This is a genomic window from Bradyrhizobium diazoefficiens, from assembly GCF_016612535.1.
Taxonomy (GTDB): domain Bacteria; phylum Pseudomonadota; class Alphaproteobacteria; order Rhizobiales; family Xanthobacteraceae; genus Bradyrhizobium; species Bradyrhizobium diazoefficiens_C.
Genome location: NZ_JAENXS010000001.1, coordinates 1066725 through 1092918, shown reverse-complemented (window position 1 = coordinate 1092918; position 26194 = coordinate 1066725). Strand labels below are relative to the sequence as shown.

At 64.3% G+C, this 26194-nt stretch carries 27 protein-coding genes; 7 read left to right on the top strand and 20 right to left on the bottom strand.

Going from position 1 to position 26194, the window contains the following annotated elements; genetic code table 11:
- Nucleotides 1-85 precede the first annotated feature (85 nt).
- The 4 genes from JJE66_RS05210 to JJE66_RS05195 form a co-directional block, all read right to left on the bottom strand.
- Nucleotides 86-808, bottom strand: a complete 723-nt coding sequence (locus JJE66_RS05210) for a hypothetical protein (protein WP_200513021.1) — start codon at nt 806-808, stop codon at nt 86-88.
- Between the two features lie 110 nt (nt 809-918).
- On the bottom strand, nt 919-1413 hold the full coding sequence (gene lspA, locus JJE66_RS05205; protein ID WP_200513020.1) for a signal peptidase II: 495 nt from the start codon (nt 1411-1413) through the stop codon (nt 919-921).
- Nucleotides 1414-1421: 8 nt separating this feature from the next.
- Nucleotides 1422-4466: an isoleucine--tRNA ligase gene (gene ileS / locus JJE66_RS05200; protein ID WP_200513019.1), complete on the bottom strand. Its 3045-nt coding sequence runs from the start codon at nt 4464-4466 to the stop codon at nt 1422-1424.
- 201 nt (nt 4467-4667) lie between these two features.
- Nucleotides 4668-5639 (bottom strand): bifunctional riboflavin kinase/FAD synthetase, encoded by a 972-nt coding sequence (locus JJE66_RS05195; RefSeq protein WP_200513018.1) that lies wholly within the window; start codon nt 5637-5639, stop codon nt 4668-4670.
- 229 nt (nt 5640-5868) lie between these two features.
- Between JJE66_RS05195 and JJE66_RS05190 the strand changes: the two genes are divergently transcribed.
- The gene (locus tag JJE66_RS05190) at nt 5869-6264 is read left to right on the top strand and encodes a response regulator (protein WP_027551917.1); all 396 of its coding nucleotides are present in this window, start codon (nt 5869-5871) and stop codon (nt 6262-6264) included.
- A 91-nt stretch (nt 6265-6355) separates the two neighbouring features.
- Here JJE66_RS05190 and JJE66_RS05185 read toward each other — a convergent pair whose 3' ends face one another.
- The 9 genes from JJE66_RS05185 to uvrC all read right to left on the bottom strand — a co-directional run bounded on the left by JJE66_RS05185 (nt 6356) and on the right by uvrC (nt 15119).
- Entirely contained in the window at nt 6356-7210 is an 855-nt protein-coding gene (locus JJE66_RS05185) for a TIGR01459 family HAD-type hydrolase (protein WP_200513017.1), read from the bottom strand.
- 15 nt (nt 7211-7225) lie between these two features.
- Nucleotides 7226-8704 (bottom strand): EAL domain-containing protein, encoded by a 1479-nt coding sequence (locus tag JJE66_RS05180; RefSeq protein ID WP_200513016.1) that lies wholly within the window; start codon nt 8702-8704, stop codon nt 7226-7228.
- Nucleotides 8705-8824: 120 nt separating this feature from the next.
- Entirely contained in the window at nt 8825-9955 is a 1131-nt protein-coding gene (locus tag JJE66_RS05175; protein ID WP_200513015.1) for a YihY/virulence factor BrkB family protein, read from the bottom strand.
- A 1-nt stretch (nt 9956) separates the two neighbouring features.
- Complete coding sequence (locus JJE66_RS05170) at nt 9957-10544, bottom strand: phage holin family protein (RefSeq protein WP_200513014.1); 588 nt, start codon at nt 10542-10544, stop codon at nt 9957-9959.
- 79 nt (nt 10545-10623) lie between these two features.
- Nucleotides 10624-11583 carry a 50S ribosomal protein L3 N(5)-glutamine methyltransferase gene (gene prmB, locus JJE66_RS05165; protein WP_200513013.1) on the bottom strand — a complete coding sequence of 320 codons (960 nt, stop codon included), beginning with the start codon at nt 11581-11583 and terminating at the stop codon, nt 10624-10626.
- The gene (locus JJE66_RS05160) at nt 11583-12080 is read right to left on the bottom strand and encodes a molybdenum cofactor biosynthesis protein MoaE (protein WP_200513012.1); all 498 of its coding nucleotides are present in this window, start codon (nt 12078-12080) and stop codon (nt 11583-11585) included. Before JJE66_RS05160 ends, prmB begins: the two co-directional genes overlap by 1 nt.
- Nucleotides 12081-12083: 3 nt before the next feature.
- Nucleotides 12084-12335, bottom strand: a complete 252-nt coding sequence (moaD, locus tag JJE66_RS05155; RefSeq protein ID WP_200470115.1) for a molybdopterin converting factor subunit 1 — start codon at nt 12333-12335, stop codon at nt 12084-12086.
- On the bottom strand, nt 12332-12949 hold the full coding sequence (gene pgsA, locus JJE66_RS05150; protein ID WP_200513011.1) for a CDP-diacylglycerol--glycerol-3-phosphate 3-phosphatidyltransferase: 618 nt from the start codon (nt 12947-12949) through the stop codon (nt 12332-12334). Before pgsA ends, moaD begins: the two co-directional genes overlap by 4 nt.
- Before the next feature lie 106 nt (nt 12950-13055).
- On the bottom strand, nt 13056-15119 hold the full coding sequence (gene uvrC, locus JJE66_RS05145; RefSeq protein ID WP_200513010.1) for an excinuclease ABC subunit UvrC: 2064 nt from the start codon (nt 15117-15119) through the stop codon (nt 13056-13058).
- Nucleotides 15120-15371: 252 nt separating this feature from the next.
- Here uvrC and JJE66_RS05140 point away from each other — a divergent pair, with 252 nt between their 5' ends.
- Nucleotides 15372-15995, top strand: a complete 624-nt coding sequence (locus JJE66_RS05140; RefSeq protein WP_200513009.1) for an outer membrane protein — start codon at nt 15372-15374, stop codon at nt 15993-15995.
- Between the two features lie 86 nt (nt 15996-16081).
- Here the strand turns inward: JJE66_RS05140 and JJE66_RS05135 are convergent, their stop codons facing one another.
- The 4 genes from JJE66_RS05135 to JJE66_RS05120 all read right to left on the bottom strand — a co-directional run bounded on the left by JJE66_RS05135 (nt 16082) and on the right by JJE66_RS05120 (nt 18792).
- A complete protein-coding gene (locus JJE66_RS05135) occupies nt 16082-16297 on the bottom strand; it encodes a cold-shock protein (protein WP_200513008.1) in 216 nt (71 codons plus the stop codon).
- A gap of 251 nt (nt 16298-16548) precedes the next feature.
- Nucleotides 16549-17409: a 23S rRNA (adenine(2030)-N(6))-methyltransferase RlmJ gene (locus JJE66_RS05130; RefSeq protein WP_200513007.1), complete on the bottom strand. Its 861-nt coding sequence runs from the start codon at nt 17407-17409 to the stop codon at nt 16549-16551.
- Between the two features lie 91 nt (nt 17410-17500).
- On the bottom strand, nt 17501-18202 hold the full coding sequence (locus JJE66_RS05125; RefSeq protein WP_200513006.1) for a ribonuclease T2 family protein: 702 nt from the start codon (nt 18200-18202) through the stop codon (nt 17501-17503).
- A gap of 125 nt (nt 18203-18327) precedes the next feature.
- Nucleotides 18328-18792, bottom strand: coding sequence for a hypothetical protein (locus JJE66_RS05120; protein ID WP_200513005.1), 465 nt, complete (start codon nt 18790-18792; stop codon nt 18328-18330).
- A gap of 181 nt (nt 18793-18973) precedes the next feature.
- Here JJE66_RS05120 and JJE66_RS05115 point away from each other — a divergent pair, with 181 nt between their 5' ends.
- The gene (locus tag JJE66_RS05115; RefSeq protein WP_200513004.1) at nt 18974-19279 is read left to right on the top strand and encodes a hypothetical protein; all 306 of its coding nucleotides are present in this window, start codon (nt 18974-18976) and stop codon (nt 19277-19279) included.
- Nucleotides 19280-19342: 63 nt separating this feature from the next.
- Entirely contained in the window at nt 19343-19873 is a 531-nt protein-coding gene (locus tag JJE66_RS05110; protein WP_200513003.1) for a DUF3617 family protein, read from the top strand.
- A 104-nt stretch (nt 19874-19977) separates the two neighbouring features.
- On the opposite strand, the gene JJE66_RS05105 is transcribed toward JJE66_RS05110, so the two are convergent.
- From JJE66_RS05105 to JJE66_RS05095, 3 genes are read right to left on the bottom strand one after another with little or no spacing between them, the layout of a single operon-like run.
- Nucleotides 19978-21366 (bottom strand): ATP-binding protein, encoded by a 1389-nt coding sequence (locus JJE66_RS05105; RefSeq protein ID WP_200513002.1) that lies wholly within the window; start codon nt 21364-21366, stop codon nt 19978-19980.
- Between the two features lie 19 nt (nt 21367-21385).
- Nucleotides 21386-22117 carry a response regulator gene (locus JJE66_RS05100; protein ID WP_200513001.1) on the bottom strand — a complete coding sequence of 244 codons (732 nt, stop codon included), beginning with the start codon at nt 22115-22117 and terminating at the stop codon, nt 21386-21388.
- Nucleotides 22114-22656 carry a MarR family transcriptional regulator gene (locus JJE66_RS05095; protein ID WP_246756086.1) on the bottom strand — a complete coding sequence of 181 codons (543 nt, stop codon included), beginning with the start codon at nt 22654-22656 and terminating at the stop codon, nt 22114-22116. Before JJE66_RS05095 ends, JJE66_RS05100 begins: the two co-directional genes overlap by 4 nt.
- Before the next feature lie 338 nt (nt 22657-22994).
- On the opposite strand from JJE66_RS05095, the gene JJE66_RS05090 reads away from it, so the two are divergent.
- The 3 genes from JJE66_RS05090 to JJE66_RS05080 all read left to right on the top strand — a co-directional run bounded on the left by JJE66_RS05090 (nt 22995) and on the right by JJE66_RS05080 (nt 26140).
- The gene (locus tag JJE66_RS05090) at nt 22995-24077 is read left to right on the top strand and encodes a branched-chain amino acid aminotransferase (RefSeq protein WP_200512999.1); all 1083 of its coding nucleotides are present in this window, start codon (nt 22995-22997) and stop codon (nt 24075-24077) included.
- Nucleotides 24078-24294: 217 nt separating this feature from the next.
- Nucleotides 24295-25815: a histidine--tRNA ligase gene (gene hisS / locus JJE66_RS05085; protein WP_200512998.1), complete on the top strand. Its 1521-nt coding sequence runs from the start codon at nt 24295-24297 to the stop codon at nt 25813-25815.
- Between the two features lie 124 nt (nt 25816-25939).
- Nucleotides 25940-26140, top strand: a complete 201-nt coding sequence (locus JJE66_RS05080) for a tautomerase family protein (protein ID WP_200512997.1) — start codon at nt 25940-25942, stop codon at nt 26138-26140.
- Nucleotides 26141-26194 lie beyond the last annotated feature (54 nt).

Below are 26194 nucleotides of genomic sequence, written 5' to 3'. Positions count from 1 at the left end.
GTGCGTCGGGTCACACAGACCGGGCGCGGTAGGTCGGCGTCTGTCGAGCCGACACCTTCCGAGACATCGCGATGAGCAATGTGAGCTATTGTTGCTTGTCCTTGCCGGACATGATGTCGAAATAGGTATGACGCGTCTTGTCCTCGCCGGCGCCATAGGCATAGCTCGGCGAAGGCGTCTGATATCCCGGCGGCGGCTCGACCAGCGACTGGCGCGGCGGCTCGCTGGTGAATTGCGTGTTCTCGCCTTTGTTGTTCGTCATCATGTTCCACAGACCGCCGGTGAAACCGAGTTGGGCCGGGCTCAGTGACGGGTCGCCGTTGGTTCCCGGCTGGATCGGATCATTGCTCGTCCGCTCGGGGGCGGCCGTCCTGCCGACGTTCATCTCGGCAGGTGTCAGCGGCCGGGCCGCCTGCCAGCTCTCCGTTGCCTTGACCGCCTTCTTGCGCTGAGCGATGGCCTCCTTGCGGCGCCTCTCGTCGGGGTCCTTCGGCCAGTTCGGCGCGTTCTTGGCGTTAGCGCTGGCGGGCGGCGGCAGGTCGAGACTGGGCGGCACCACCAGCGGCGACCGCTCGCGGTACTCGATGCCCTTCTTCTCCATGCTCTTGGCGCCGATGCCGGACATCAGATTGTCGATGATCTTCTCTTCGAAGGTCATGCCGTCATCGTCGTCGTCATCACCGGCGCGGACCGGGCCTGCCGACATAACGAGACCGATGCCGAGAGCGACGGCCGACAATTTCAGCGCCAGCCAAATTCCCCGCCGGGGGTCTCGATCCATCGAACCGCTGGTTTCGGAGCTGCGCATACCCGTACCCGTTCCATATTGTGGCAGTCTTGATTGTGCCAGTCTTGCCGCGTCTCGCGCGACCACTCCCCGCCAAGCAAGGTTCCGCCTCCGGTCCGTATCGGCCGGGATCAGGGCGCTTTTGCGGCGGGCACCCCGAGGAAGGAATCATACAATAGGGCCGCCACCCCGGCAACGATGGCCACGTCCGCCAGGTTGAACACGTACCAATTATAGGTATTTCCGCCGATTTCGATGTGGAACAGGGCGAAATCGACCACCGCGCCATAGGCGAAGCGGTCGATGCCATTGCCGATGGCGCCGCCGATGATCAACCCCAGGGCCACGGTGGCGAGCCGGGTCTGCGACCGCGCCATCCAGATCGCCAGCGCAATTACCGCGACGACTTTCACCGCCATCAGTGCGAGCTGCGCGGCCTGACCGTCGTTCTGGAGCCAGCCGAAGCTGATCCCGATGTTCCAGGCCAGCACCAGGTCGAAGAATGGCGCCACTCTCACCACGCCTCGACGGGCGAGGTCGAACCCGTTCAGCAGCCAGAGCTTTGAGGCCTGGTCGGCCACCAGTGTGACCACGGCCGCGAGGATGCCGGCGCGGAGCGGCGTCATGGCGGGGATTAAACGCTCACGCCCAACGCCTTCCATTCGCGCAGCGCCTTGGCGTCGCGCGGGGTGACGTCAGGGTATTCGGCGTCTTCGCCGACCGTGGGCAGGATCTTCCAGGAGCGGGCGCATTTGGTGCCGACGGCCTTCTCCACCACGACCGCGACGCCGGGCACGGCATCGAGACGGAATGCGGAAGCCGGCGCCTCGCCCTCGCGCACCTCGTAGTTCGAGGTGATGCAGATCTCGGCGAGATCGACGTCGAACAATGTCGCGAGCATCTCGCGGTCGGCGACATAGATCACCGGCGAGGCCTCCAGCGACGAGCCGATGTTCTTGGCCGCGCGCTCGAGCTCCAGCGCGCCGGTGACGACGCGGCGGACGTTGCGGATGGTCTCCCATTTCGCGGCGAGCTTGTCGTCACGAAGCTTTTCCAAATCTTCCGGGAACAGCGTCAAATGCACCGACGGTTCGGCATCCGGCCTGTACATCCCCCAGCCTTCTTCGGCGGTGAAGCTCAGGACCGGCGCCAGCCATTTCAGGATCGCGTTGCACAGCAAGTCGATCGTGGTCAGCGCCGCCTTGCGCGCCGGCGAAGACGGCGGATCGCAATAGAGCGTGTCCTTGCGGATATCGAAATAGAACGCCGAGAGCTCGCTGTTCAGGAAGGCGGACAGCGTTGCGACTACGCTCTTGAAGTCGAACGTCTCATAGGACTTGCGAACCAGCTCGGCGCGGAGCGCGAGCTCATGCAGCATCAGCCGCTCGAGCTCCGGCATCTCGGCAGGTGCGATCGCGTCGGCCGGCTTGTAGTGATGCAGCGTGCCGAGCATCCAGCGAACGGTGTTGCGCAGCTTGCGGTAGGTCTCGACCGTGTTCTTCAGGATCTCGGGGCCGATGCGCTGGTCGTCGGTGTAGTCGCAGGACGCGACCCAGAGTCTCAGGATGTCGGCGCCGGATTCCTTGATGACGGCCTGCGGCTCGATGGTGTTGCCGAGAGATTTCGACATCTTGCGGCCGTCCTCGGCCTGGGTGAAGCCGTGGGTCAGCACGATGTCGTAGGGCGCGCGACCGCGCGTGCCGCAGCTTTCCAGCAGTGAAGAGTGGAACCAGCCGCGATGCTGGTCCGAGCCTTCGAGATACATCACGGTGTCGGTGCCGCCGTCGACCTTGCGCTTGATGCCGGCAAGGCCGGGGAAATGCACGGGGTCTTCCAGCACGAAAGCGTGGGTCGAGCCGGAATCGAACCAGACGTCGAGAATGTCGTCGACCTTCTGCCAGTCCTCGCTGGCACGCGGTCCCAGGAAGCGCTCGCGCGCGCCCATAGCGTACCAGGCGTCCGCGCCTTCCTTTTCGAAGGCGTCGCCGATGCGGGTGTTGACGGCCTCGTCCTGGAGGATCTCGGCGGAGCCGTCGCCCTTCTCGCGCACGAACACGGCGATCGGCACGCCCCAGGCGCGCTGGCGCGAGATCACCCAGTCGGGGCGCGCCTCGATCATGCCGTTGATGCGGTTCTCGCCCGAGGGCGGCACCCATTGCGTCACGGAGATCGCGTGCAGCGCGCGGGCGCGCAGCGTGTCGCCGGACTTGGTCTTGTCGTCGGTCGCGATGTCCATAGCGCCGGGCCTGCCCGGGGCGTCCACAATAGGTTTGTCCATCGCGATGAACCATTGCGGCGTGTTGCGGAAGATCACCGGCTTCTTGGAGCGCCAGGAATGCGGATATTGATGCTTCAACCGGCCGCGTGCGAGCAGCATGCCCTTGTCGACGAGCGCCTTGATCACGGCCTCGTTGGCGTCGCCCTTTTCTCCCTTGTCGTTGATGACACGCTTGCCAGCAAAGCCCGGCGCATGGCCGGTATAGGCGCCGTTCTCGTCGACGGTGTAGGGGATGGCGCTGTTGATGCCGCGGGCATCGAGTTCGCGGGTATTCGCTATCCAGACGTCGAAGTCTTCGCGACCGTGGCTCGGCGCGGTGTGCACGAAGCCGGTGCCTGTGTCGTCGGTGACATGGTCGCCGGGCAAGAGCGGCACGATGAAGTCGTAGCCGCCGGCAAGCCCCTTCAGCGGATGGGCGCATTCGATCGCGTCCATGGTGTCGCCAGGGATGTCGCGGATCTTCTCATAAGCGGTGACGCGTGCCTGCTTGAAAACTTCCGCGGCGAGCGCGTCCGCAAGGATCAGGAGCTCGCCGGTCTTGGCCCAATTGTCGGCCGGCGCATCCGTGATCTCATAGAGGCCATAGGCGATCCTGGGCGAGAACGAGATGGCGCGGTTGCCCGGTAGAGTCCAGGGCGTGGTGGTCCAGATCACGACGCTTGCCGAGGCCAACGCGCCATGCGCCGGCGAGGTGACCGGGAATTTCACCCAGACCATGTCGGACGTGTAGTCCTCGTATTCGACCTCGGCCTCTGCCAGCGCGGTTTTCTCGACCACGCTCCACATCACCGGCTTGGAGCCGCGATAGAGCGTGCCGTTGGCGGCGAACTTCATCAGCTCGCGGGCGATCTGGGCTTCGGCCGGATAGTTCATGGTGGCGTAGGGATGAGCCCAGTCGCCGATCACGCCGAGACGCTTGAACTCCTCGCGCTGCACGTTGAGCCAGTGCGTGGCGTAGGCACGGCACTCTTTCCGGAAATCGATCATCGCGGTGCTGTCGCGAAAGTCGGGCTTCTGCTTGCCTTTCTTGCGATAGTGCTCCTCCTCGACCTTCCACTCGATCGGCAGGCCGTGGCAGTCCCAGCCCGGCACGTAGTTGGAATCGAAGCCGAGCATCTGCTGGCTCTTGGTGACGAGATCCTTGAGGATCTTGTTCAGCGAGGTGCCGATGTGGATGTTGCCGTTGGCATAGGGGGGGCCGTCATGCAGCACGAACTTGGGGCGCCCCCTCGCATTCTCGCGCAGCTTCTCGTAGAGGCCGATCTCGTACCAGCGCTTGAGGATCTCCGGCTCGCGTTGCGGCAGGCCGGCGCGCATCGGGAATTCGGTCTGTGGCAGGAACAGGGTCTTCGAATAGTCTTTGGCTTCAGACTTTTGGGGCTTTTGTGGCTTATCGGACATGAGGCTGACTGGCTCGGAAGGGCGCGGGAACGGATAGCGACTGGAATCGCGGGTGAAACGACAAAATCCCGGTCTTGCGCCGAGCCAAATGGCTCAGGCGGAAGCCGGGCCGCTAATCCCTATGATGCGCCGCGCAAACATGGGCTCTCCATAGCAGGGGGGCAGGGGAAGCGCAAAGGTCCGACAGACCGGGTTGGGCCCTTAATCGACCTCACCAAGCCGCGGATACGCGTCCGGGGCGGCGGTCAGTATGGCGCGGGCGCGGGTGGAATCGTCGTCCATCTGGCGGATCAGGGCTTCCAGACTGTCGAATTTCAGCTCCTCGCGGATGAAGCCGACGAAGGCGCAGTCCAGCGCTTCCCCGTAGAGGTCGCCCTTGAAGTCGAACAGGAAGATTTCCAGCAGGGGCGCGCCATTGTCGAATGTCGGGCGGCGGCCGAAGCTTGCCACCCCGTCCAGGCGTTCGGCGCCGCGGCCGATCCGCACCGCATAGATGCCGTGCTTCAGCCCGCAATTGGCATCGAGCCGGATATTGGCTGTGGGATAGCCGAGGTCGCGGCCGCGCTTCTCGCCATGGATGACCTCGCCGGTGATGAACCAGGGCGCGCCCAACATGGTGGTGGCCTGGTCGAGCTGCCCCTCTGCGAGTGCGATCCGGATGGCGCTGGAGGAAACCGGGCGCTCGTCGATATCAACATGCGGCTGCACGTCGATCTCGATGCCGAGCCGAGGTGCTTCATTCGCCAGCAGGCTCGGTGAGCCGACCCGGCCCTTGCCGAAATGGAAGTCGTAGCCGACCGCGATCCCGCTGACCCCGAGGCGCTCGATCAGGTCATGGTGAATGAAATCCTGCGCGCTGGTGCCGGCTCTAGCCTTGTCGAAGGTCATGACGACGGCGCCGGCGAGGCCGGTCCCGGCCAGAAGCCGCAGCTTGGCCCGTTCGTCCGTCAGGCGGAATTGCGGGGTGTTGGGGCTGAAAAACCGGCGCGGATGCGGCTCGAAGGTCAGCGCCAGCGCAGGGCGGCCATGCGCCCGGCCCATTTCCAGGGCTGCGGCAATCACCGCCCGGTGGCCGAGATGAACCCCGTCGAAACTGCCCATAGCGACCACTGCCCCCTTCAGGATCGCAGAATCCGGCGTGGTATCGCGGATAACGGTAAATTGCGGAGCCATCAGGGGAATTCTCGAGCCGGCGGGACCGGTCGGGACCGTGGCTTGACCCGCCCGATGAAGTCAAGCGGGAGGGGTCTGCCACATTGAACGTGATTCAATCCTTTTGAAGGCCGCCCCAGTTAACGCGCTGTTTAACGCCTTGATGCTAGTCCTTGAAACGTGGAACCGCGGGCTCCGGCTCAGCAGGTCCGATCGTAATATTTCCTAGGGTTGCGTTGGGGGAGTCGAGATGGCGGTTGATTTGTCGATGCCGGTTCTAGTGGTGGATGATTACAGCACCATGATCCGTATCATCCGGAATCTGCTGAAGCAGCTTGGCTTCGATAATATCGACGACGCCAGCGACGGTTCGGCAGCGCTGAACAAGATGCGCGGCAAGAAGTACGGGCTCGTGATCTCCGATTGGAACATGGAGCCGATGACGGGCTACGATCTGCTGCGCGAAGTGCGCGCCGATCCCAACCTTGCCACCACGCCCTTCATCATGATCACGGCGGAATCCAAGACCGAGAACGTGATCGCGGCCAAGAAGGCCGGCGTGAACAACTACATCGTCAAGCCGTTCAACGCGGCGACGCTGAAGACCAAGATCGAGGCGGTCTTCCCGGACATGGCGAGCGCGTAAGCGCGCTTCGAAGCCATCAGCTCAATTTGGAAAGCCCGGGCCTGTCCCGGGCTTTCTGCGTTGGTGCGTCGTTGCCTCGGAACACCGGAGCTTACCACTTCAATTCGCGCATCAGCGCCTTCGGCGGATGGCCGAACAATTCCAGCACGGATTTGGGATCGAGCTGGTCGAGGCCCTCGAACTCCTCGGCATGAATGCCGCGGGTGACGAACAGGCAGTCGATGCCGAATTCGCGCGCGCCGGTCAGGTCGGTGCGGACGGAATCGCCGATCGCCAGCACCTTTTTCCGGTCGATTGGGTGGCCCTGGCGTTCGCCGGCGAGCCGCATCGCACGCTCGTAGATCGGCCGGTGCGGCTTGCCGTAGAAGATCACCTCGCCGCCGAGTTCGCGATACAGCTCGGCAATCGCGCCGGCGCAATAGATCAGCCGGTCGCCGCGCTCGACCACGATATCGGGGTTGGCGCAGACCAGCGTCAGCTTGCGCTCGCGCGCCTTCAGCATCATGCCGCGATAGTCTTCCGCAGTCTCGGTCTCGTCGTCATAGAGCCCGGTGCAGACGATGTAGTCGGCCTGTTCCAGCGGCGCGGTCTTCGCATCGAGGCCGCGATAGATCGAGTTGTCGCGCTCGGGGCCGAGCCAGAACATTTTTCGTCCGGGATGCTCGGCGACGTAGAGTCGCGTCAGATCGCCGGAGGAGACGATTGCATCATAGGTCTCGTCGGCGACGCCGAGCTTGCGCAATTGCCGCTGCACGGAGTCGGCCGGGCGCGGCGCGTTGGTGATCAGGATCACCGTACCGCCGCGGCTGCGATAGGTGTGCAGCGCCTCGCAGGCCTCGGGGAAGGATTCCAGGCCGTTGTGGACCACGCCCCAGATGTCGCTGAGCACGACGTCGACCCCGCCCACGAGCTCGCGCAGGCTTTCGGCGAAATGCAGCGTGGTCATGATGCGCGCGGCCGATCAGATGCGTCGCGCGAGCGCCGCGTTGCCGGTGACCCGCGGTGACGCAGCAGTAGTGGTCGCGCCTGGGCTGGATGGTGCGGAGCCATTGGATCCCTGAATGTCCTGCGCCTGGTTCGGCGCGGCCCCGCCGGTAGCAGATGCCCCTTCGGGCCGCAATGGCCGGGGCGGCGCGAACAGAAAGCCCTGGCCGAACCGCACGTCATAGTCGAGCAGGTCGACCACCGCGCGCTCGCCCTCGATCCGCTCCGCGATCAAATCGATGCCGAAGCGGCCGAGAAGGTCGGACAGGTCGGAGGGGTGGATGTCCGAGGTCGACGCCTGCTTGGGGTCGAGCAAGAGGGATGCAGGGACCTTGATGAAGCGCACGCCGCGGTCGGCGAGTTCGCGCGGCTCGATCCTGAGGTCCGTGACGTGGTCGATCGAGAAACGGAAGCCACGCTGCGCGAGCGCTGCGAGATTTTCGGTCTCGGCGGGGCCGAGGCCACGGAAGGTCGACTGCTTGAACTCCAGCACCAGCGACGGCGCCAGCGCCCGGTTGGCCTCGAGGAAGTCGAGACATTGCGCGAATGTGGTGGAATTGCCGAGCGTTGAGGCTGCGACATTGCAGAACACGCCGACATCCTTGTTGCGCACCATCAGCCGGCGCAGCACCTGCACACAGCGCAGCATCACCATGTTGTCGATGCGTCCGATCAACCCGGAAGCCTCGGCGATGCTGATGAACTCCTCGGCCGCGATCAGCTGGTCGCGTTCGTCGCGCAGGCGCGTCACCGCCTCGTAGAACCGGACCTTGCGCTGCGGCAGCGTCACCATCGGCTGGAGGAAAATGTCGATTCGGTTCTCGTCGATCGCGTTGCGCAGCGTCGCCAGCATTTGGGTCTGATTGCGGCTGACGACGGCCTGAACGGCGTTGGCGGCATGGGTCCGGACTGCCGGAGGCGTCGGCCGCGGCGGCGCTGGCGAGGGAAGTGGGGGAGGCGCGGCCGGCTGCTCCTCGAAGGGCGCCATCAGGTCGACCGGCGCTTCCGGCTCCAGCCCGGCGCCCGGAGCGGAGGCCGGCGCCGGCACGCCGCCGGCCAACAGGTCCTCATGCGTCGACACCGTGGCGGCGAGCTGCCTGACCAGCCCGCCGAGCTCGTTGATCTCGCCGACCACTGACTGGACACGGTCGGAATTGGTCGAATTGGACGAGGCGATGCGGCCCTCGATCGCGGCGAGCCGGCGGCCGAACTCGGCCACCTGGCGGGCGAGGTCGGCGGTGCCGCGCGACAGGTCGGCGATCTGGCCGCCGACGTCGCTGCGGTCGCGTAGCCGCATCGACACTGCATTGTAGAGGATCAGGAAGGTCAGCGCGGTCAGCGCCACGATCGCGGATTCGGTTCCGCTGATGCCGGCGACCGCGTAGAGCACGAGCCCGAGCGAGGCCGCGACCAGAACCATGCAGATGGCGATAAAGATCGTCGAAATGCGAATCATGCCGCGTGCTGCGCCCTCAGGTGACTTCCCCACCCGGAAAAAACACGGGCCCGAACGGGCACGCTCTTCCCAGTCGGCAAGAGCCTAGCATCATTGGTGATTCGAGGGGATAGTTACGGATCAGATCGGCGCTGCAGCGCCGATCGTGTCGGCCGAGACCGCTTCACGGCTGCCGAGCGGCTTCGGCCGGCCGGTCGTCGTGTCGCGCAGGGTTTGCCGTTCGATTTCCGAGTTCAGCTCAGCCCCGAACATGACTACGATAGCGGACATCCACATCCACATCATCAGGCCGATCGCCGCGCCGAGCGAGCCGTAGGTCGCGCTGTAGTTGGCGAATGCGGACAGATACCAGGACAGCAGCGCGGACCCGGCGATCCATAGCAGGGCGGCGGTCACGGCGCCGATGCTTAGCCATTGCCAGCGCGGCGCGTCGCGACTAGGTGCGAAGCGGTAGAGAATGGCGAGCGCCGCCAGCAGGATGACGAATAGCAGCGGCCAGCGCGCGAGCGCAACGATCAGCTTGCTCTCGGGCGCAAGGCCGAGATGATCGAGCGCGAGCGGGAACGCGACCACGGCTCCCACCATCAACAGCAGCGCCGCGATGCCACCAACCGTGAAGCTCAGGGAAATCAGGTTCAGCTTGATGAAACTGCGCTTCTCGCGCTCTTCATAGGCGACGTTGAGGGCGTCGAAGATCGCTTTGACCCCAGCGTTGGCGCTCCAGACCGCAAGCACGAGGCCGAACAGGAAGGTGGCCCCGAGCGCGGTATTGCCCTTCGATACCACGCGCGCGACCTGGTCCTGGACAATCTGGAACGAGCCCTCGGGCAGCATCGTCGCCAGCGTCTGCAGGTTGGCGCTGATGGTGGAGGGATCGGCGAACAGTCCGTAAGACGAGACGAGCGCGGTCACGGCCGGAAAAATCGCAAGTAGCCCGAAGAAGACGACGCCGCCCGCGGTCGCGAGCAGGCGGTCGTCGCCAATGCGTTGATAGGTGCGCCAGAAGATATCCTTCCAGCCCGCCCAGGGGATTTTGAACGGGCTCTTCGAGCGGCGGCCATGGCCGGGCTGCGCGCCCGCGCTTGCCGGATTCGTTTCCGGTGAATGCGCTTCATGATTGCGATGGTCTTGGGGAGGTCTCGGCCAGATCAGCCCCGACTGCTGGAAGTAGCGTTCCGCGCTGAGGACGAAAACCGCCGTGGCGGCGACCAGCAGCCAGGAGTCGAGTTGTTCGCTGTGCCGCGCACGCATGTCAGGCGCCTAGTCCTGGACCGCGGCGTCGCCGGCGCGCGGCCGTGAAGCCCAGCAATCCAATTGCGGCGAGGATCAGGCCAAGCTGTACGGGGCGGTTGGCCCGGATCGGCGGAAATTTGCTGCCATGACCGCGTTCGCCTGGCGCGAGCGGCACCAGGGGAATTGTCGTCGCGACCTCCTTGACCGCCTGCTTGACCGTCCCACGCGGAATCCGCGGCGTGCCGATCGCGACGCGCATGCGGCTCGCGAGCGGCACAATCGGCTTGGTCCGACGGTTCATTTGCGCCATGGCCACGCCGGCGCAAGCTGCGGCGAGCACGAGCAGCACGGCCGCGACCGTGCCAAAACCCCAGAATTGCCCGTAGGCGATGGCAACCCAGCGATACAGGGCGATCAGGCCGACAAAGAAGGCCGCAATCAGGAACAGCCCGGCCACTGCGAACAGTCCCGCCGCGACCGCATAGGATGTCGCGCGTCCGGTGGCCTGGTTGGTGCGGTCACGCAGATAAGACTGGGCGGCACGCTTGAGATGGTTGAGTTTCAGCGCCATGCCGGCGCGCAGCAATTCGCCCGATGGCGCGAGCATGCGGACATCCTCCGAGAGCGAGACATTCGTCGGGGAATGAACGTGGCGGAATTTGACTTGTTCCGCTGCGCGGGCTCGATCAGCCGAGATCGGCGGCCGCGATCCAGAACACCTCGCCCTCGGAGTCTTCCGTGTCCAGCCAGAGCAGGGGCAGTTCCGGAAAGGACTCGTCGACGAGCTCGCGGCCGCGGCCGATCTCGCAGAGGAGGCCGCCGTCCGGCGTAAGATGGTCGGGCGCATCGCGCAGGATGCGACGGACCAGATCGAGACCGTCGGCGCCGCCGGCGAAAGCGAGCCTGGGCTCGGCCCGGCATTCCGGCGGCAATGCCGCCATGCCTTCGGCATCGACGTAGGGCGGGTTGGTGATGATCAGATCGTATTTGTTGTCGCCGAGCGGAGTGAACAAATCGCCCCGATGGAGCGTGATTCGCTCATCCAGCCGATGCTCCCCGACATTGCGCGCGGCGACTTCGAGCGCGCCCTTGGAGACGTCGACCGCATCGACCACGGCATTCGGGAAATGATATGCCGCGAGAATGGCAAGGCATCCTGATCCGGTGCAGAGATCGAGCACGCGCGCCACGGCGGTGGGATCGTCGATCAGAGACCCGACTTCGCCGTCGCCGCCGAAATGCGACTCCAGGAGCTCGCCGATGAAGGAGCGCGGAACGATGACGCGCTCGTCGACATAGAAGGGCAGGCCGCGCATGTAGATCTTGTTGACGAGATAGGCCGTCGGTTTGCGCATCGTCACGCGTTTATGGACGAGGTCGAGCAGGGTCTTGCCTTCTGCGGCGGTGACGCGGGCATGCCCAAAAACCTCGAACTGGTCGGGATGCAGGTGCAGGGCCTCGCAGACCAGGAAGACGGCTTCGGCGACCGGATCGGTCGTGCCGTGGGCGAAGGCGAGTTTCGCCTCGACGAAGCGGCTGACCGCATAGCGGACGAAATCGATCAGTGTAAGCAGCTCGCCGCGGCCGACCTTCGCGAGTTTTGGCGCGGCGCGGCCGCGCGTGGTCTTTCTCACAGCTCTCGCCATCAGGATCGGGTCCAGCGCGCGGCGGCCTGGTCGTCACGGGCGTGGGCCTCGACCCAGCTGGTGCCGGTGGCGCTCTCTTCTTTCTTCCAGAACGGGGCGCTGGTCTTGAGATAGTCCATCAGGAACTCGGCCGCCTCGAACGCCGCCCGGCGGTGTTGCGAGGCGGTGAGCACCAGCACGATGTTCTGGCCGGGCATGAACCGTCCGACGCGATGGATGACCGTGACGCCGTTCAGCGGCCAGCGCGATGTAGCTTCGTCGGCATGGCGTGTGATCTCTTCCTCCGCCATGCCTGGATAGTGCTCGAGCGTGAGCGCGGCGATCTTCGAACTATCCTCGTCGGCGCGGCAGATGCCGGAGAAGCTGACGACGGCGCCGATGTCGGTGCGGCGCTTGGTCAGCAGTGCGATCTCGCGCGCAATGTCGAAATCGTCCTCCTGGATGCGGACGGTGACGGGGCAGGAAATGACTGGGGAAGTGGTCACAGGGGAGGTCATGGCCTAGCCGCCGGTCATCGGCGGGAAAAACGCGATCTCGCGGGCGCCCGCGATCGCGGCGTCGGCCTTGACGTGGGCGTGATCAATCGCGGTGCGGATCACTTTCGGCTTCTCGAAGGCATAGGCATAAGCCTCGCTTTGACCGGACAGCCAGGCGATCAGCTCTTCGACGGTGCGCACGGTCGCGGGCGGCTCGATGGTCTCTTCAGCCTTGCCGACGCGTTCGCGCACCCAGGCGAAATACTTCACCTTCATCCCTCGTCCTCCTTGATGAGGTGATGGATGCCGGCGCGGAAATAATCGTAGCCGGTGTACATCGTCAGGATCGCCGAGGCCCACAGCAGGACGAGGCCGATCAGCGAGACCATGGGAATGACCTCGTCTCCGGCCGGACCGGCGAGCAGAAAGCCGATGGCAACGAGCTGGACGGTGGTCTTCCACTTGGCGAGCTTGGTCACGGGCACGCTGACACGCAGCGCAGCGAGGTATTCGCGCAGGCCCGAGACCAGGATCTCACGGCAGAGGATCACGATGGCGGCCCACAGCGACCAGCCATGGATGATACCGTCGGCGGCCAGCATCAACAGGCAGGAGGCGACCAGCAGCTTGTCGGCGATCGGGTCGAGCATCCGGCCGAACGCCGATTGCTGATTCCAGATCCGCGCGTAGTAGCCGTCGAGATAGTCCGTCACCGCGGCCCCGATGAAGATGGCGACCGCGACCCAGCGCAGCCACAGGGGATAGTCCATGATCGACTGCGCATAGATGCATCCGATCACGACCGGGATCGCGGCGATCCGGCCATAGGTCAGGATGTTCGGGAGGGACATCGCGCGGCTGGTCGTCCCTCGTGTCGTGGCGATGTTCATCCGTCCTACCAATACCGCTCAAGCCTGAAGGTCAACCGTCCCTTCCCTAATGGGGTATGGGATGCGACGACCATATGACTTTAGCTTCCTTTTGGGCCCCTTTAGTTCACCCCGGCTGGGGATGGAAATAGTCGAAAATCCTGCGGGCGCTCTCGGCGCTCACCCCAGGAACCTTGCCGAGATCGGCGATCGAGGCCCGTTCGATCTCCTTCAGGGTTCCGAAATGATGCAGCAAGGCACGTTTGCGTGACGGGCCGATGCCCGGAATCTCCTGCAAACCGGCCTCGCGGATGTCCTTCTTGCGCAGCTTGCGGTGCGAGCCGATGACAAAACGGTGGGCCTCATCGCGCAGCCGCTGGATGAAATAGAGCACGGGGTCGCGCGGCTCCAGCTTGATGGCCTCGCGCTCCGGCATGAACAAGGTCTCGCGGCCGGCATCCCGGTCCGGCCCCTTGGCGACCGACATCAGCGACACCTGGGTCAGGCCGAGATTTGCAAAAATCTCCCTGACGGCGTTGAGCTGGCCGCGGCCACCGTCGATGATGACGAGGTCGGGCCATTGCGGGAAATCGTCGTCCTTCGCTTTGATAGCGCTTTCTTCGGGCGGATTGATCAGGCGCTTGAAGCGGCGCTCCAGCACCTCGCGCATCATGCCGTAGTCGTCGCCGGGCGTGAGCCCTTCCGACTTGATGTTGAACTTGCGGTACTGGTTTTTCACGAAACCGTCCGGGCCTGCGACGATCATGGCGCCGACCGCATTGGTGCCCTGGATGTGGCTGTTGTCGTAGACCTCGATGCGCTTGGGTGCGTGCGGCAGGCTGAGCGTCGTGGCCATGGCGTCGAGCAGCCGGCTCTGGGTCGCGGTATCGGCGAGCTTGCGGCCGAGCGCCTCACGCGCATTGGTCAGCGCGTGGGTAACGAGCTCTTTCTTCTCGCCGCGCTTCGGCGTGTTCACCTCGACTTTGCGCCCGGCCTTGATCGACAGCGCATCGGCGAGCAACTCGCTCTCATCGATCTCATGCGAGAGCAGGATGTTTTTCGGCGGCGGCTTGTCGTCGTAGAACTGGGCGAGGAAGGAGCCCAGCACCTCCTCAGGCGTATAGGTCTTCTCCGCACGCGGGAAATAGGCGCGGTTGCCCCAGTTCTGTCCGGTGCGGAAGAAGAACACTTCGACGCAGGAGAAGCCGCCCTCCTGGTGGATGGCGAATACGTCGGCCTCTTCCACCGTGCGCGGGTTGATGCCCTGCTGCGACTGGATCGCCGACAGCGCGGCGAGGCGGTCGCGGTAGAGCGCCGCGCTCTCGAATTCGAGCTCGCCCGAAGCCTTCTCCATCTCGCCTGCGAGTTCCTGCTTCACCGCCTGGCTCTTGCCGGACAGGAAGTCGGTCGCCTCGCGCACCAGCGTCGTATAGCCGGGGAAGTCGATCTCGCGGGTGCAGGGGCCGGCGCAGCGGCGGATCTGGTAGAGCAGGCAGGGCCGCGAGCGGCTCTCGAAGAAGGAGTCCGTGCAGGAGCGGATCAGGAACGCGCGCTGCAGTGCCGTGATGGTCCGATTGACGGCGCCGGCGGAGGCGAACGGGCCGAAATAGCGTCCGGGCCGCGTCTGCGCGCCGCGATGCTTCAGGATCTGCGGCGCCCAATGGTCGCCGGTGATCAGGATATAGGGAAACGACTTGTCGTCGCGCAGCTGCACGTTGAAGCGCGGTCGCAGCTGCTTGATGAGGTTGGCTTCCAGCAGCAGCGCTTCGGTCTCGGTCGTGGTCGAGACGATCTCTACGGTCACCGTGGCCGCGATCATGCGCAGAATGCGCGCCGGCTGCGGCGCACTCTGGCGCGCGTAGTTGGACAGGCGCTTTTTGACGTTCTTGGCCTTGCCGACATAGAGAACGTCGGCGTTCGCACTGAGCATGCGATAGACGCCGGGCAACGTCGGCGCGAGCCGGACCGCGCGCTCGATCGCCTCATGGCCGCTGGCCAGCGGGCCTTCGCCGATCGCGCCGCTCTCTTCCAGGATATCCGGCAGCCGCGCATCGTCCTCGTCATCGCCGCCGGCGGCCGCGGGATCGAGGTCCGGCGGTGTCAGCCCCTCGGGCGGGATGTCGGCGGTCGCGGCTGGCGGCGGTTTGTGCGCGCGCGCGTCGTCCGGATTGTCGGTGGAATCGTGAACCATGGAGCGAATTTAAGCGCTGGGGGGACCGATTTGAAGTTCCGGCCGTGCCGCACACACAGAATGGCGCGCGCAGTTCCCGGTAACGCTTCCTTAAGTCTGTTAACAGCGCGGTAACGGGTCTTAACAGCCCTTTTACTTAAAACTCCCGATAAATCTTACGCGAAAAAGTGGTGGTTCCGTAACCATGCGGTCTGGCCTTGTGCGGCGGCGCAGGCATCGCACCCGGTTGCGGCAGTTGCGTTGGAGTGTGTGATGAAGAGGCTCGTTGTAGGCGCAGCCGCGTTGGTTGCAGCCGGCTGGACAGCTTCGGCAGAGGCCGCCGATCTTAGTTACGGGCAGCGCGCGCCCTATACCGTCAATCAGCCGTTGAATGCTTACAGCTGGGCCGGCCCGTATCTTGGCGCCAATCTCGGCTATGAATGGGGCTCGGTGAGCAACACGTCGGTGAAGCCCTCTGGTTTCGTCGGCGGCGTGCAGGCCGGCTACAATTTCCAGAACGGCCCATGGGTGTTCGGCGTCGAGGGCGACATCGAGGCCGCTGGCGCCGACGATACGTTCGCGCCGTGGAAGTTCTCCAATCCCTGGTTCGGCACGTTGCGTGGCCGCGCCGGCTATGCCTTCAGCAACGTCCTGTTCTACGGCACCGCCGGCCTCGCCTTCGGTGAGCTGCGCGCGCAGACCTTCGGCTGGACGGAGTCGCACACCACGGCCGGCTGGACCGCCGGCGTCGGCGCAGAAGTCGGCTTCGCACCGAACTGGAGCGCGAAACTCGAATATCTCTACATCGATCTGTCGTCGAGCCAGTTTGCAATTACAGGCGTATCGAACGGCTATAGCGCCAGCGTTGTTCGCGCAGGCGTGAACTATCACTTCTGATAGCCAAATAAGAAAATACCGGACTATAGCCTCCCGGCCGCTCGCGGCCGGGATTTTTTTGCGCCAGGTTTTTTGAGTCGGGTGCGCTAGGAAACGATCACTAAGTTGACCGCCTTCGGCCCCTTCCCCTTCTTGTCCGGTTCGACTTCGAACGTGATACGCTGTCCTTCGGCAAGGTCCTTCAATCCCGCCCGCTCAACAGCGGTGATGTGAACGAAGACATCGCGACCGCCGTCGTCAGGCTTGATGAAGCCATAGCCGCGCTCGCCGTTGAAGAACTTGACCGTTCCCGTATTGGCCATCGGGAAACTCCCCCTCATTGCTCCTCCGTCGCGACGCAGACGCACGTCGCGACATGACCGGGCCTTACGAAGCCCGGGAGCTGGCCATCCTTGGGCGGACCTTTCGGTCCGGTCGGATCTTTCTTAGGGCCTTCACTCCGCCGCAACCATTCGCGGAAGCGGAACGTAAAGCCAGTCACCGAAACAGCATAATACGGTTCTTTGCAGATTGACTACCGCTACTGCATATTTTTCCCAAGAATGCCGGAGTGTTACGGCCTCGGCACCTCCAATCGGAATCTGGCAGCGCCACCCTGTCCGAGTGGCATTTCCAGCTCTGGCAGGATCGTCTTGAGCTCGCCTTGCAGCGTGTAGGGTGGATTGACGATCAGGATCCCGGCCGAGGTGAGGGCTGCACCATCAAGCTGCGGCGCGGCGCTGAATTCGAGTCGTAGACATTTTCCCGGCGGCTTTGCTGCAGCTGCGGCCCGCGTAACAAGTTGCGCCAGCGTGTCCGTGGCGCGCCGGCTCTTGGCGGGATACCAGATTACATAGATACCGGTCGGCCATTTCGCGAAAGCGGTGGAGAAGGTCTCGCCCAGCTTTTCGAATTCGTCTTTCGCCTCAAAAGGCGGGTCGATCAGCACGAGCCCGCGCCGCTCCTTCGGCGGCACGAACGCCGGCAGTGCCACCCAGCCGTCGAGATCGACCACGCGGGCCTGTTCGTCGCGGCGCAGCACGTCGATCAGCGCCTTGCGCGCCTTCGGCTCGAGCTCACAGGCAACAAGCCGGTCCTGCGGCCGCATCAGGCCGCGCGCGATCAGCGGCGAGCCGGGATAGGCCTTGAGCTCGCCCTTCGGATTGAAGGCGCGGACGATGTCGAGATAGGGCTTCGTCAGCGCGATGCACTCGTTGGAGAGGCGCGCCTGCATCAGCCGCGCGATCCCCGTCAGCCACTCCCCGCTGCGGCGCGCCTCGTCGCTGTCGAGATCATAGAGGCCGGCGCCCGCATGGGTGTCGATGACGCGGAAGGCGGCCGGCTTGTCCTGCAAATAGGTCAGGATGCGTGCCAGCACGACGTGCTTGATGACATCGGCGAAGTTGCCGGCGTGAAAGGCGTGGCGGTAGTTCATCGCGCAGAGTTACGACATCGGGCGGTGAAAGTAACGCCCGTCATTCCGGGTTCGACGCTGCGCATCGCCCCGGAACGACCCGTGATTTAGCCTAACCGCCCCTGATCGGCGGCATCGTCACCTGGTCGCGACGGCAGGCGCGGCGCTCCATCTCCTCGCAAGCGCGGAATTGCAGGTCCTTGCTCAGGCAGAAACGGACCTCGGAGAGCCGGGTCCGGTTACAGGTCACCGAGACGGCCGCATTGCTCAAACCGGGATTGGCTTTGATGAAGGCTTCTTCCACCTCGCCCGGCGCCACGGTCTTGGCCTGCGACAGGTCGAGATATTCCGCCGGAATCTTGATCGCGGCGCGCGCTTTGCGGATGGTCTCGAAATAATTGCGGTCGGTCAGCCCGGTGCAGGTGCCGTGCTTGTCCCATTCATTGAAGATCAGCCCCGGCGCCGGCATCAGGTCAAGCATCGAGGAGACGATGTTGCGATTCAACCGCGGCGACGGTCGCTGGCAGTATTCCGGAAAGCCGTTCTCATATTGCGGCCACAGCCCATGCACCACAAAGGAATAGGGCCGTCCCTCGCACTGGATATTCGGGCGCCCGCCGTCGCGGCTGCGCTCGGCCGCTTCCTCGCAGAAGGACGGCGACCATGACAGCGACAGCACATAGAAATCGAATTCGCCGGGGGCGTTCTGCCGCTTGTCCTGGGCCTTCGCGCCGCCGGCCAGCGAGATCAGCCCGGCGGCAAGGGTCAGTGAGATCACGAGACGGGATAACGAATGCAATCTGAAGTGAAACATGGCGACGCCTCTCAACTAGACTGTGCAAATAAGCCTAGCAGGCAATAAGAACATTTCAAGAACAAATTTCAGGCGGGTCGCCTGATTGGTCCAAATCAGCGCTTTTCCGATTTGGGTTTGGGGGCTTAAGGCTTGGCGGCGCGGCAGGACGGATTGTAGGCCCAGTTGCGGTCGAGCCCGACCACGCACCATTCGACGCCCTGGCCGTAGCCGGCAAAGCCGCCATCCTCGATGATCGAGAACTGCACCCTGCGCATCTTGCCGTCGTTGAGCATGGCCTCGCCGGTGCAGAAGCGGCGCGGAATGTTGTCGGACGCCCAGGGCCGAAACGCGGTCTCATGCACAGCCGAGAAGCCCTCGATCTTCAACGGCGAATTCCAGAACGACCTTTCCTTCTCCCAGAACTGGGAGGCGATGGTCGGCAGCGCCTTTTCGCAATCGGCGATATTGCCGTCATAGCGCGGTCCGCTGAGCCAGAAGTTCAGCTCCAGCGGATTGGCGGCCCTGGCCTCACCGAGCGACAGCGCTCCGAGCATCAGGCCGAGAACGGCGGCAAAACGAAGCGATTTCAGGGAGGTCGAGGCGTGCATGGGCAATCCAGACAGCATGATCCGCGGAGGTCGGACGGTGCCGCGAAGGCCGGGGGAGGTCAAGTGCAGCGCGGCAACACTTGGCCAGGAGTTGATCCAACGTCGCAGTCAGCAAGCCTTCCGTTCTTTCCACGGCCGCCGCGGCACCGTAAACTGCCGCCAACCAATCGGAGTGACGGGAATGCGAATCATTGCGGCCGCGGGCCTTCTTGCCAGCTTGGTTGTCTCGGGGATGATGGCGAGCCAGTCGGCGCGCGCCGATATCCTGCCGGTGCCGCCCTTCAAGGGCAACGACACCGGCGGCATCATCGCCTATTCGATGGCGACCCAGACCGATGCGCGTCAGGTCGCGGTCGATCACTGCGCGCGGTATGGCAAGGTGGTCAAATTCCTCGCGGTGCAGGCCTATGAGGGCGGCTACATCTCGTTCGCCTGCCGCTGGGTGCCTTATGGCGCCGCCGATCGTCCGATCCGCACGCTCTACTGAGGCGTTTCGGAAACGCCAAGGGTACGCCAAGAACCAACGACATCTCAGCCGGGAGTTTCGCCTATGACGCGCAAGCTTGCTTTGCTCGGACCAGTCGTTTGCCTCGTGCTGTCTGCGGGGAGCGCCTTCGCCGACGATCTGCCGGTGCGTAAGGCCGGTCTCTGGGAAATGAAGATGGTCAGGACCGGCTCGGCGATGCCGGAGATGACCATGCAGCACTGTACCGACGAGGCCGTCGACAAGGAGATGAACAACAACGTCTCCCCGATGGCCAAGCAGATCTGCTCCAAGCAGGACATCAAGAAGACGTCGACCGGCTATATCAGCGATTCCGAGTGCAACGTCGCCGGCATGTCCACGACCTCGCACGCCGAGATCACCGGCGACTTCAATTCGGCCTACACGGTGAAGACCTCGTCGCATGCGCAAGGCGGCCCGGCCGGATCAGCAGGGCGCGACACCACCATGACGCTCGAAGCGAAATGGATGGGGGCCTGCAAGCCCGACCAGAAACCCGGCGACATCGTGATGCCCGGCGGCTTCAAGATGAACGTGCGCGACGTCGACAAGCTGAAAGCGCTGCTGCCGAAGTAGGGCGGAAATCGTAGCCCGGATGGAGCGCGCAGCGAAATCCGGGGCACTCTCATCCCTTGGAAAAGAGTTCCGGATTGCGCTGCGCTCCATCCGGGCTACATCAACTACACTGGTATCCGCACGCTCGCCCTTAATCCGCCCATCGGACTGTCGCCCAGTGTGATGTCGCCACCATGCGAGCGGGCAATGTCGCGGGCGATGGCGAGCCCCAGGCCCGTGCCGCCTTCGTCCTGGTTGCGGGCATTGTCCAGCCGCAGGAAAGGCTTGAATACTTCCTCGCGCAAATGGATGGGAATGCCCGGTCCGTCGTCGTCGACCGTGACGGTCAGATAGCGGTGATCGCGCTGGCCGGTGATGGCGATGCTCCTGCCGTAGCGTGCGGCATTGGTGACGAGGTTGGCGAGGCAGCGCTTGAACGACGCCGGCTTCACCGTCACGACGGGCAGGCCGTTGAATGTCACGGTCGCGGTGTGGCCGTGGCGCTCGGCGTCGCCGCGTAGCTCTTCGAGCGCCTGCGACATGTCGGTTGGCTGCGACTGCTCGCCGGAATCGCCGCGGGCAAAGGCGAGGTAGTCTTCAAGCATCATCGACATCTCGTCGACGTCCTTGCGCATGCCTTCAAGTTCCGGGCTGTCGCCGATCAGCTCCAGCTCGAGCTTGAAGCGGGTCAGAATGGTGCGCAGATCGTGGCTGACGCCGGCGAGCATCGCGGTTCGCTGCTCCATCGTGCGCTCGATACGCGACTTCATTTCGAGGAAGGCGACCGCGGCGCGCCGCACCTCGCGCGCGCCGCGCGGTCTGAAGTTCGGTGCCTCGCGGCCCTTGCCAAAACTTTCCGCGGCGTCGGCAAGACGCAGGATCGGCTTGATCTGGTTGCGCAGGAACAGCACCGCGACGATCAACAGGATCGACGACGTGCCGACCATCCAGAACAGAAAAATCTCCGAGTTCGAAGCATAGGCCGCGCTGCGCTGCGCGAACACGCGCATCACCGCGTCGTCGAGCTGGATACGGATCTCGACGAGATTGGAGCGGCCGACCGTGTCGATCCAGAACGAGCGTCCTATCTGGCGGCCGAGCTGCACCGACAGCGTCTGGTCGAGCAGCGAGAAAAACGGCTTTGGTCCGGGCGGCGGCATGTCGCCGGGGGGCAGGAAATCGACGACGAGGCCGAGGCGCTGCTGGGCGATGCGGCGGATCTGGTCGCGGTCCTTGTCCTGCGGATAGCCCTTGTAGACGTCGATCAGCGCGGCGATGTCCTGCACCACCGCGGCCGACAGGCGGCGCGTCACCGTGTTCCAGTGCCGCTCCATGAACACGAAGGCGACGACCGACTGCAGGATCACCATCGGCACGATCATGATGAGCAGCGCGCGGGCATAGAGGCCGGTCGGCATCCAGCCCTTGAACGCATTGCCCATCCAGCCATTGGCGGCGGAGACGCGCCCGGCGGCGCTTCGCAGCAGCGTCAGCCCGGTGTCGATCGTGCTCATCGGTCGTGCTTCACTTGATCTATGGCGAGGCCACCAGCCGGTAGCCGATGCCGCGCACCGCTTGCAGGAACAGCGGATTGGCGGGGTCGGTTTCGATCTTGCGCCGCAGGCGGTTGATCTGCACGTCGACGGCGCGCTCGTTGACGCTGCCGTTGCCGGTCAGTGCGCTGCGCGGCACGGTCTCGCCCGGCGTCTCCGAGAGAATCCGCAGCATCTCGCGCTCGCGGTCGGTGAGGTGGATGACCTCCTCGCCCTGGCGCAACTCGCCGCGATCGAGATGGTAGACGTAGCGACCGAACGCGATCTTCTCCACCGCCGCGGCCTGGGCCGGCGGCGCGGCGCGCTTGAGGATGTTGTTGATGCGCAGCGCGAGCTCGCGCGGCTCGAACGGCTTTGCGACGTAATCGTCGGCGCCGATTTGCAGGCCCTCGATGCGGGCTTCGGCTTCATGGCGCGCCGTCAGCATCACGATCGGCACCGAGGAGGAGGTGCGGATGAACCGGGCGAGATCGAAGCCGGTTTCACCGGGCATCATGACGTCGAGGATCAGCAAGTCGAAATGCAGGCCCAGAAGCTTCGACCGCGCATCACCGGCGCTGGAAGCGGTGGTGACGCGATAACCCTCGGCCGCGAGAAAGCGCGACAGGAGATCACGGATGCGGCGGTCGTCGTCGACCAGCAGCAGATGCGGGGCGTCGTCGGCGGGCTGCGCCGGCGGGCGGGCGAGCGTGGCAGCGAGCGGCACGGTCACTCCTTTGAATCTTGATGGATGGCGGCGAAGATCGTCTCCAGCACCTTGTCCGGATCGTCGCGGTCGATCATCGCGCGCAGGAAGCGCTTGACGGTCTCGGCATCCTGCGGCGCCATCTCGGCGAGCGCCTTGGTGATCCGCGTGGTCTGGAGGCCGGCGAGCTTCTGCACCAGCGCCTCGCCCTTCGGCGTCGCATAGAGCAGGCGCTGGCGGCGGTCATTGTCGCCGGTCTTCTGGACGATATAGTCCTCGTCCAGCAGCTGCTTCAGCACCCGGCCGAGCGACTGCTTGGTGATGCGCAGGACGTCGAGGAGATCGGCGACCTTGAGGCCGGGATAGCGGTAGACGAAATGCATGACCCGGTGATGGGCCCGGCCGAAGCCGAAAGCCTCCAGCTCCTGGTCGGGATCGCCGACGAAATCGCGATAGGCGAAGAACAGCAGCTCGATGATATCCCAGCGCAAATTGCCTCCATCGCCTGTCGCCGGCCGTGGCTCGGCAGCGTCTTGAGAGGGAGTAGCGAAATTTATGTCAGGCATATTGACGTATCTTGGGTTCAATGTTACAAAACGATTGACCCGCACGAAATTTTAGATCGTTTCGCGTCGGGTGGTATTTCGAGAAGCGGCCGGAGGGTGCCGGACAGGCGGCGACGGCCGGATCAGATCTACCGTGCGATTGTCGAAGCGGCATTTCGGCAAAACATACTGGACTTCCGTCTTCCGCAAAAGCATGTCCTCCACGGCATGCTGGCTACGGAAACCGGCCATAATCAAGGCTGGCGGTGGTCCGGCCAGAAACCAGTCAAGCCAGCCGGGCCCGAAACAGGGTAGGCAGGTGCAGAACAGCGCCGCCATCGGCAGCGGGAGGCAAGGACATGAGCATGAAATTCGACATCCAGCCCGCATCGAATCCGACCGCCGAAAAGGACCGGGTCGTCAAGTTGGTGGACCCCGGCTTCGGGCGCGTCTTCACTGACCACATGGCGGTGGTCCGCTATGATCAGGCCAAGGGCGGCTGGTACGAAGCGAAGATCGAGGCGCGTGCCAACTTCCAAATCGATCCGGCCGGCGCAGTCCTGCACTACGCCCAGGAAATTTTCGAAGGCCTGAAGGCCTACAAGCGCGACGACGGCGGCGTGAACCTGTTCCGCCCCGACGCCAATGCGCGGCGCTTCAAGGACTCCGCCGATCGCATGGCGATGGCGCAGATACCCGAGGACGTCTTCATCGAGGCGGTCGAGCAGGTCGTGCGCATCGATCGCGCCTGGATGCCGGGCGGCGAGGGCAGCCTTTATCTGCGTCCCTTCATGATCGCGAGCGAGACCTTCCTCGGCGTCAAGCCGTCGTCGGAATACATCTTCGCGGTGATCGCTTCACCGGTCGGCTCCTATTTCAAGGGCGGCCCCGCGCCGGTCTCGATCTGGGTGTCGGAGAATTACACGCGCGCAGCCGTCGGCGGCACCGGTGCCGTCAAGTGTGGTGGCAACTATGCCGCAAGCCTGCGCGCGCAGGCGGAAGCCATCCAGCACGGCTGCGATCAGGTCGTCTTCCTCGACGCAATCGAGCGCCGCTACATCGAGGAGCTCGGCGGCATGAACGTGTTCTTCGTGTTCGACGACGGCTCGCTGTCGACGCCGCCGCTCGGCACGATTTTGCCCGGCATCACCCGCGACTCCATCATTGCGCTGGCGAAAGATGCCGGCAAGACGGTGCGCGAAGAACCCTACTCGATCGACCAGTGGCGCAAGGATGCGGCCAGCGGCAAGCTGAAGGAGGCGTTCGCCTGCGGCACCGCCGCCGTGATCTCGCCGATCGGCAAGGTGCGCTCGGTCAGCGGCGATTTCGACATCAGCGGCGGCGCTGCCGGTCCCGTCGCCATGGGCCTGCGCAAGCAACTGGTCGACATCCAATACGGCCGCACCAATGATCCGCATAACTGGATCCGCAAGGTCCTGTAACGGCCCCATCATTCGCGATTGACGCTCTCTCTTCCCCTCGCCCCGCTTGCGGGGAGAGGGTAGGGTGAGGGGGAGTCTCCACGGGGACGGTGGCAGTCGGACTCGCGGAGAGTCCCCCTCACGCGGATTGCTTCGCAATCCGACCTCTCCCCGCAAGCGGGGCGAGGTGAAGAACACCCCGGTTGCCGCTTCGCACGTCGGCTGGTAAACGCCACGCATGGCCGAAAAACCCAAAAAACCCCAGAAACTGAAGGCGCGGCTGCCGCGCGGGCTCGAGGATCGCGACCCTGCCGCGATCCGGGCCACGCGCGAGATGGTTGAGAAGATCCGCGCCGTTTACGAGCTTTATGGATTCGAGCCGGTGGAAACGCCGGCGATGGAATACACCGATGCACTCGGCAAGTTCCTGCCCGACCAGGACCGTCCGAACGAGGGCGTGTTCTCGTTCCAGGACGACGACGAGCAGTGGATCAGCTTGCGCTATGATCTGACCGCGCCGCTGGCGCGCTATGTCGGCGAGCGCTACGGGACCGACGCTCTCGTCTTGCCCTACCGCAGCTACCGCGTCGGCTATGTCTTTCGCAATGAGAAGCCCGGCCCCGGCCGCTTCCGCCAATTCATGCAGTTCGATGCGGATACGGTGGGCTCGGCAACGCCTGCTGCGGATGCCGAGATTTGCATGATGGCTGCCGACACGATGGAGGCGCTTGGTGTTGCGCGCGGCCAGTACGTGGTGAAGGTGAACAACCGCAAAGTGCTCGACGGCGTTCTCGAAGCCATCGGGCTCGCGGGTGAGGAGAACGCAGGACGCAGGCTGACCGTGCTGCGCGCGATCGACAAGCTCGACAAGTTTTCCGCCGACGAAGTGCGCAAGCTGCTCGGCCCCGGACGATGGGATGGCGGCGAAGAGGGCAAGGGTGACTTCACGAAAGGCGCCAATTTGAGCGTGGCGGAGGCTGACGTCGTTCTCGCCATCACCAAGCCTCGCGACAATTGGAAAGAGGCTATTGCCGCGGCGGAAACCTACCTTGCCAAGAGTGAGGTTGGTCAGGCCGGTGTGAGCGAACTGGAAGAAATCGCCAAGCTGGTCACGGCGTCGGGTTACGGTGTAGACCGCATCAAGATCGATCCGTCAGTCGTGCGCGGTCTTGAATATTACACCGGCCCCGTCTACGAGGTCGAACTCCTGCTCGATACCAAGGACGAGAAGGGCCGCCCGGTGCGCTTCGGCTCCGTCGGCGGCGGCGGCCGCTACGACGGTCTCGTCTCGCGCTTCCGCGGCGAGCCGGTGCCGGCGACCGGCTTCTCGATCGGGGTGTCGCGGCTCCAAGCCGCGCTGACGCTGCTCGGCAAGCTCGACACGCGTCCGGAATTCGGGCCCGTCGTCGTCACCGTGTTCGACCGCGACCGCGTCGCTGACTATCAGAAGATGGTGGCGTCCTTGCGCACCGCCGGCATCCGCGCCGAGCTCTATCTCGGCAATCCCAAGAACATGGGCAACCAGCTCAAATATGCCGACCGCCGCAGCAGCCCCTGCGTGATCATCCAGGGCTCGGATGAAAAGGCGAGCGGTGAGGTGCAGGTCAAGGATCTGATCGAAGGTGCCAAGGCTGCCGCTGCGATCGCTTCCAACCAGGAATGGCGCGAGAGCCGTCCGGCGCAGTTCTCGTGCAGCGAGGCCGACCTCGTCGCGAAAGTGCGCGAAGTCCTGGCGCGCCATGACGTGAGCTGGGGCTAGCCATTCGCAACTGCCGTCATGCCCGGGCTTGTCCCGGGCATCCACGTCCTGTTTGATGGCAAAGAACGTGGATGGCCGGGACAAGCCCGGCCATGACGGAGAGAGACAAGAGGGAGCAAACAAAATGCCTGAGATCACCGTCAGCATGGCCGTGGGCCGCACCGATGAACAGAAGGCCGGCATGATGCGCGACATTACCCAGGCACTGGTGAAGAATCTCGGCGTCGACGCCGACGCTGTCGTCATCCAGATCAACGAAGCCCCGCTCGCCCACAAAATGAAGGGCGGCAAAACCTTCGTGGAACGCGCGGCCGCGAAGAAGTAGGCGCGGCTGCAACCGGAATCACAGCTCTCGTCCCGGCCCCCGTGCGCAATTGCG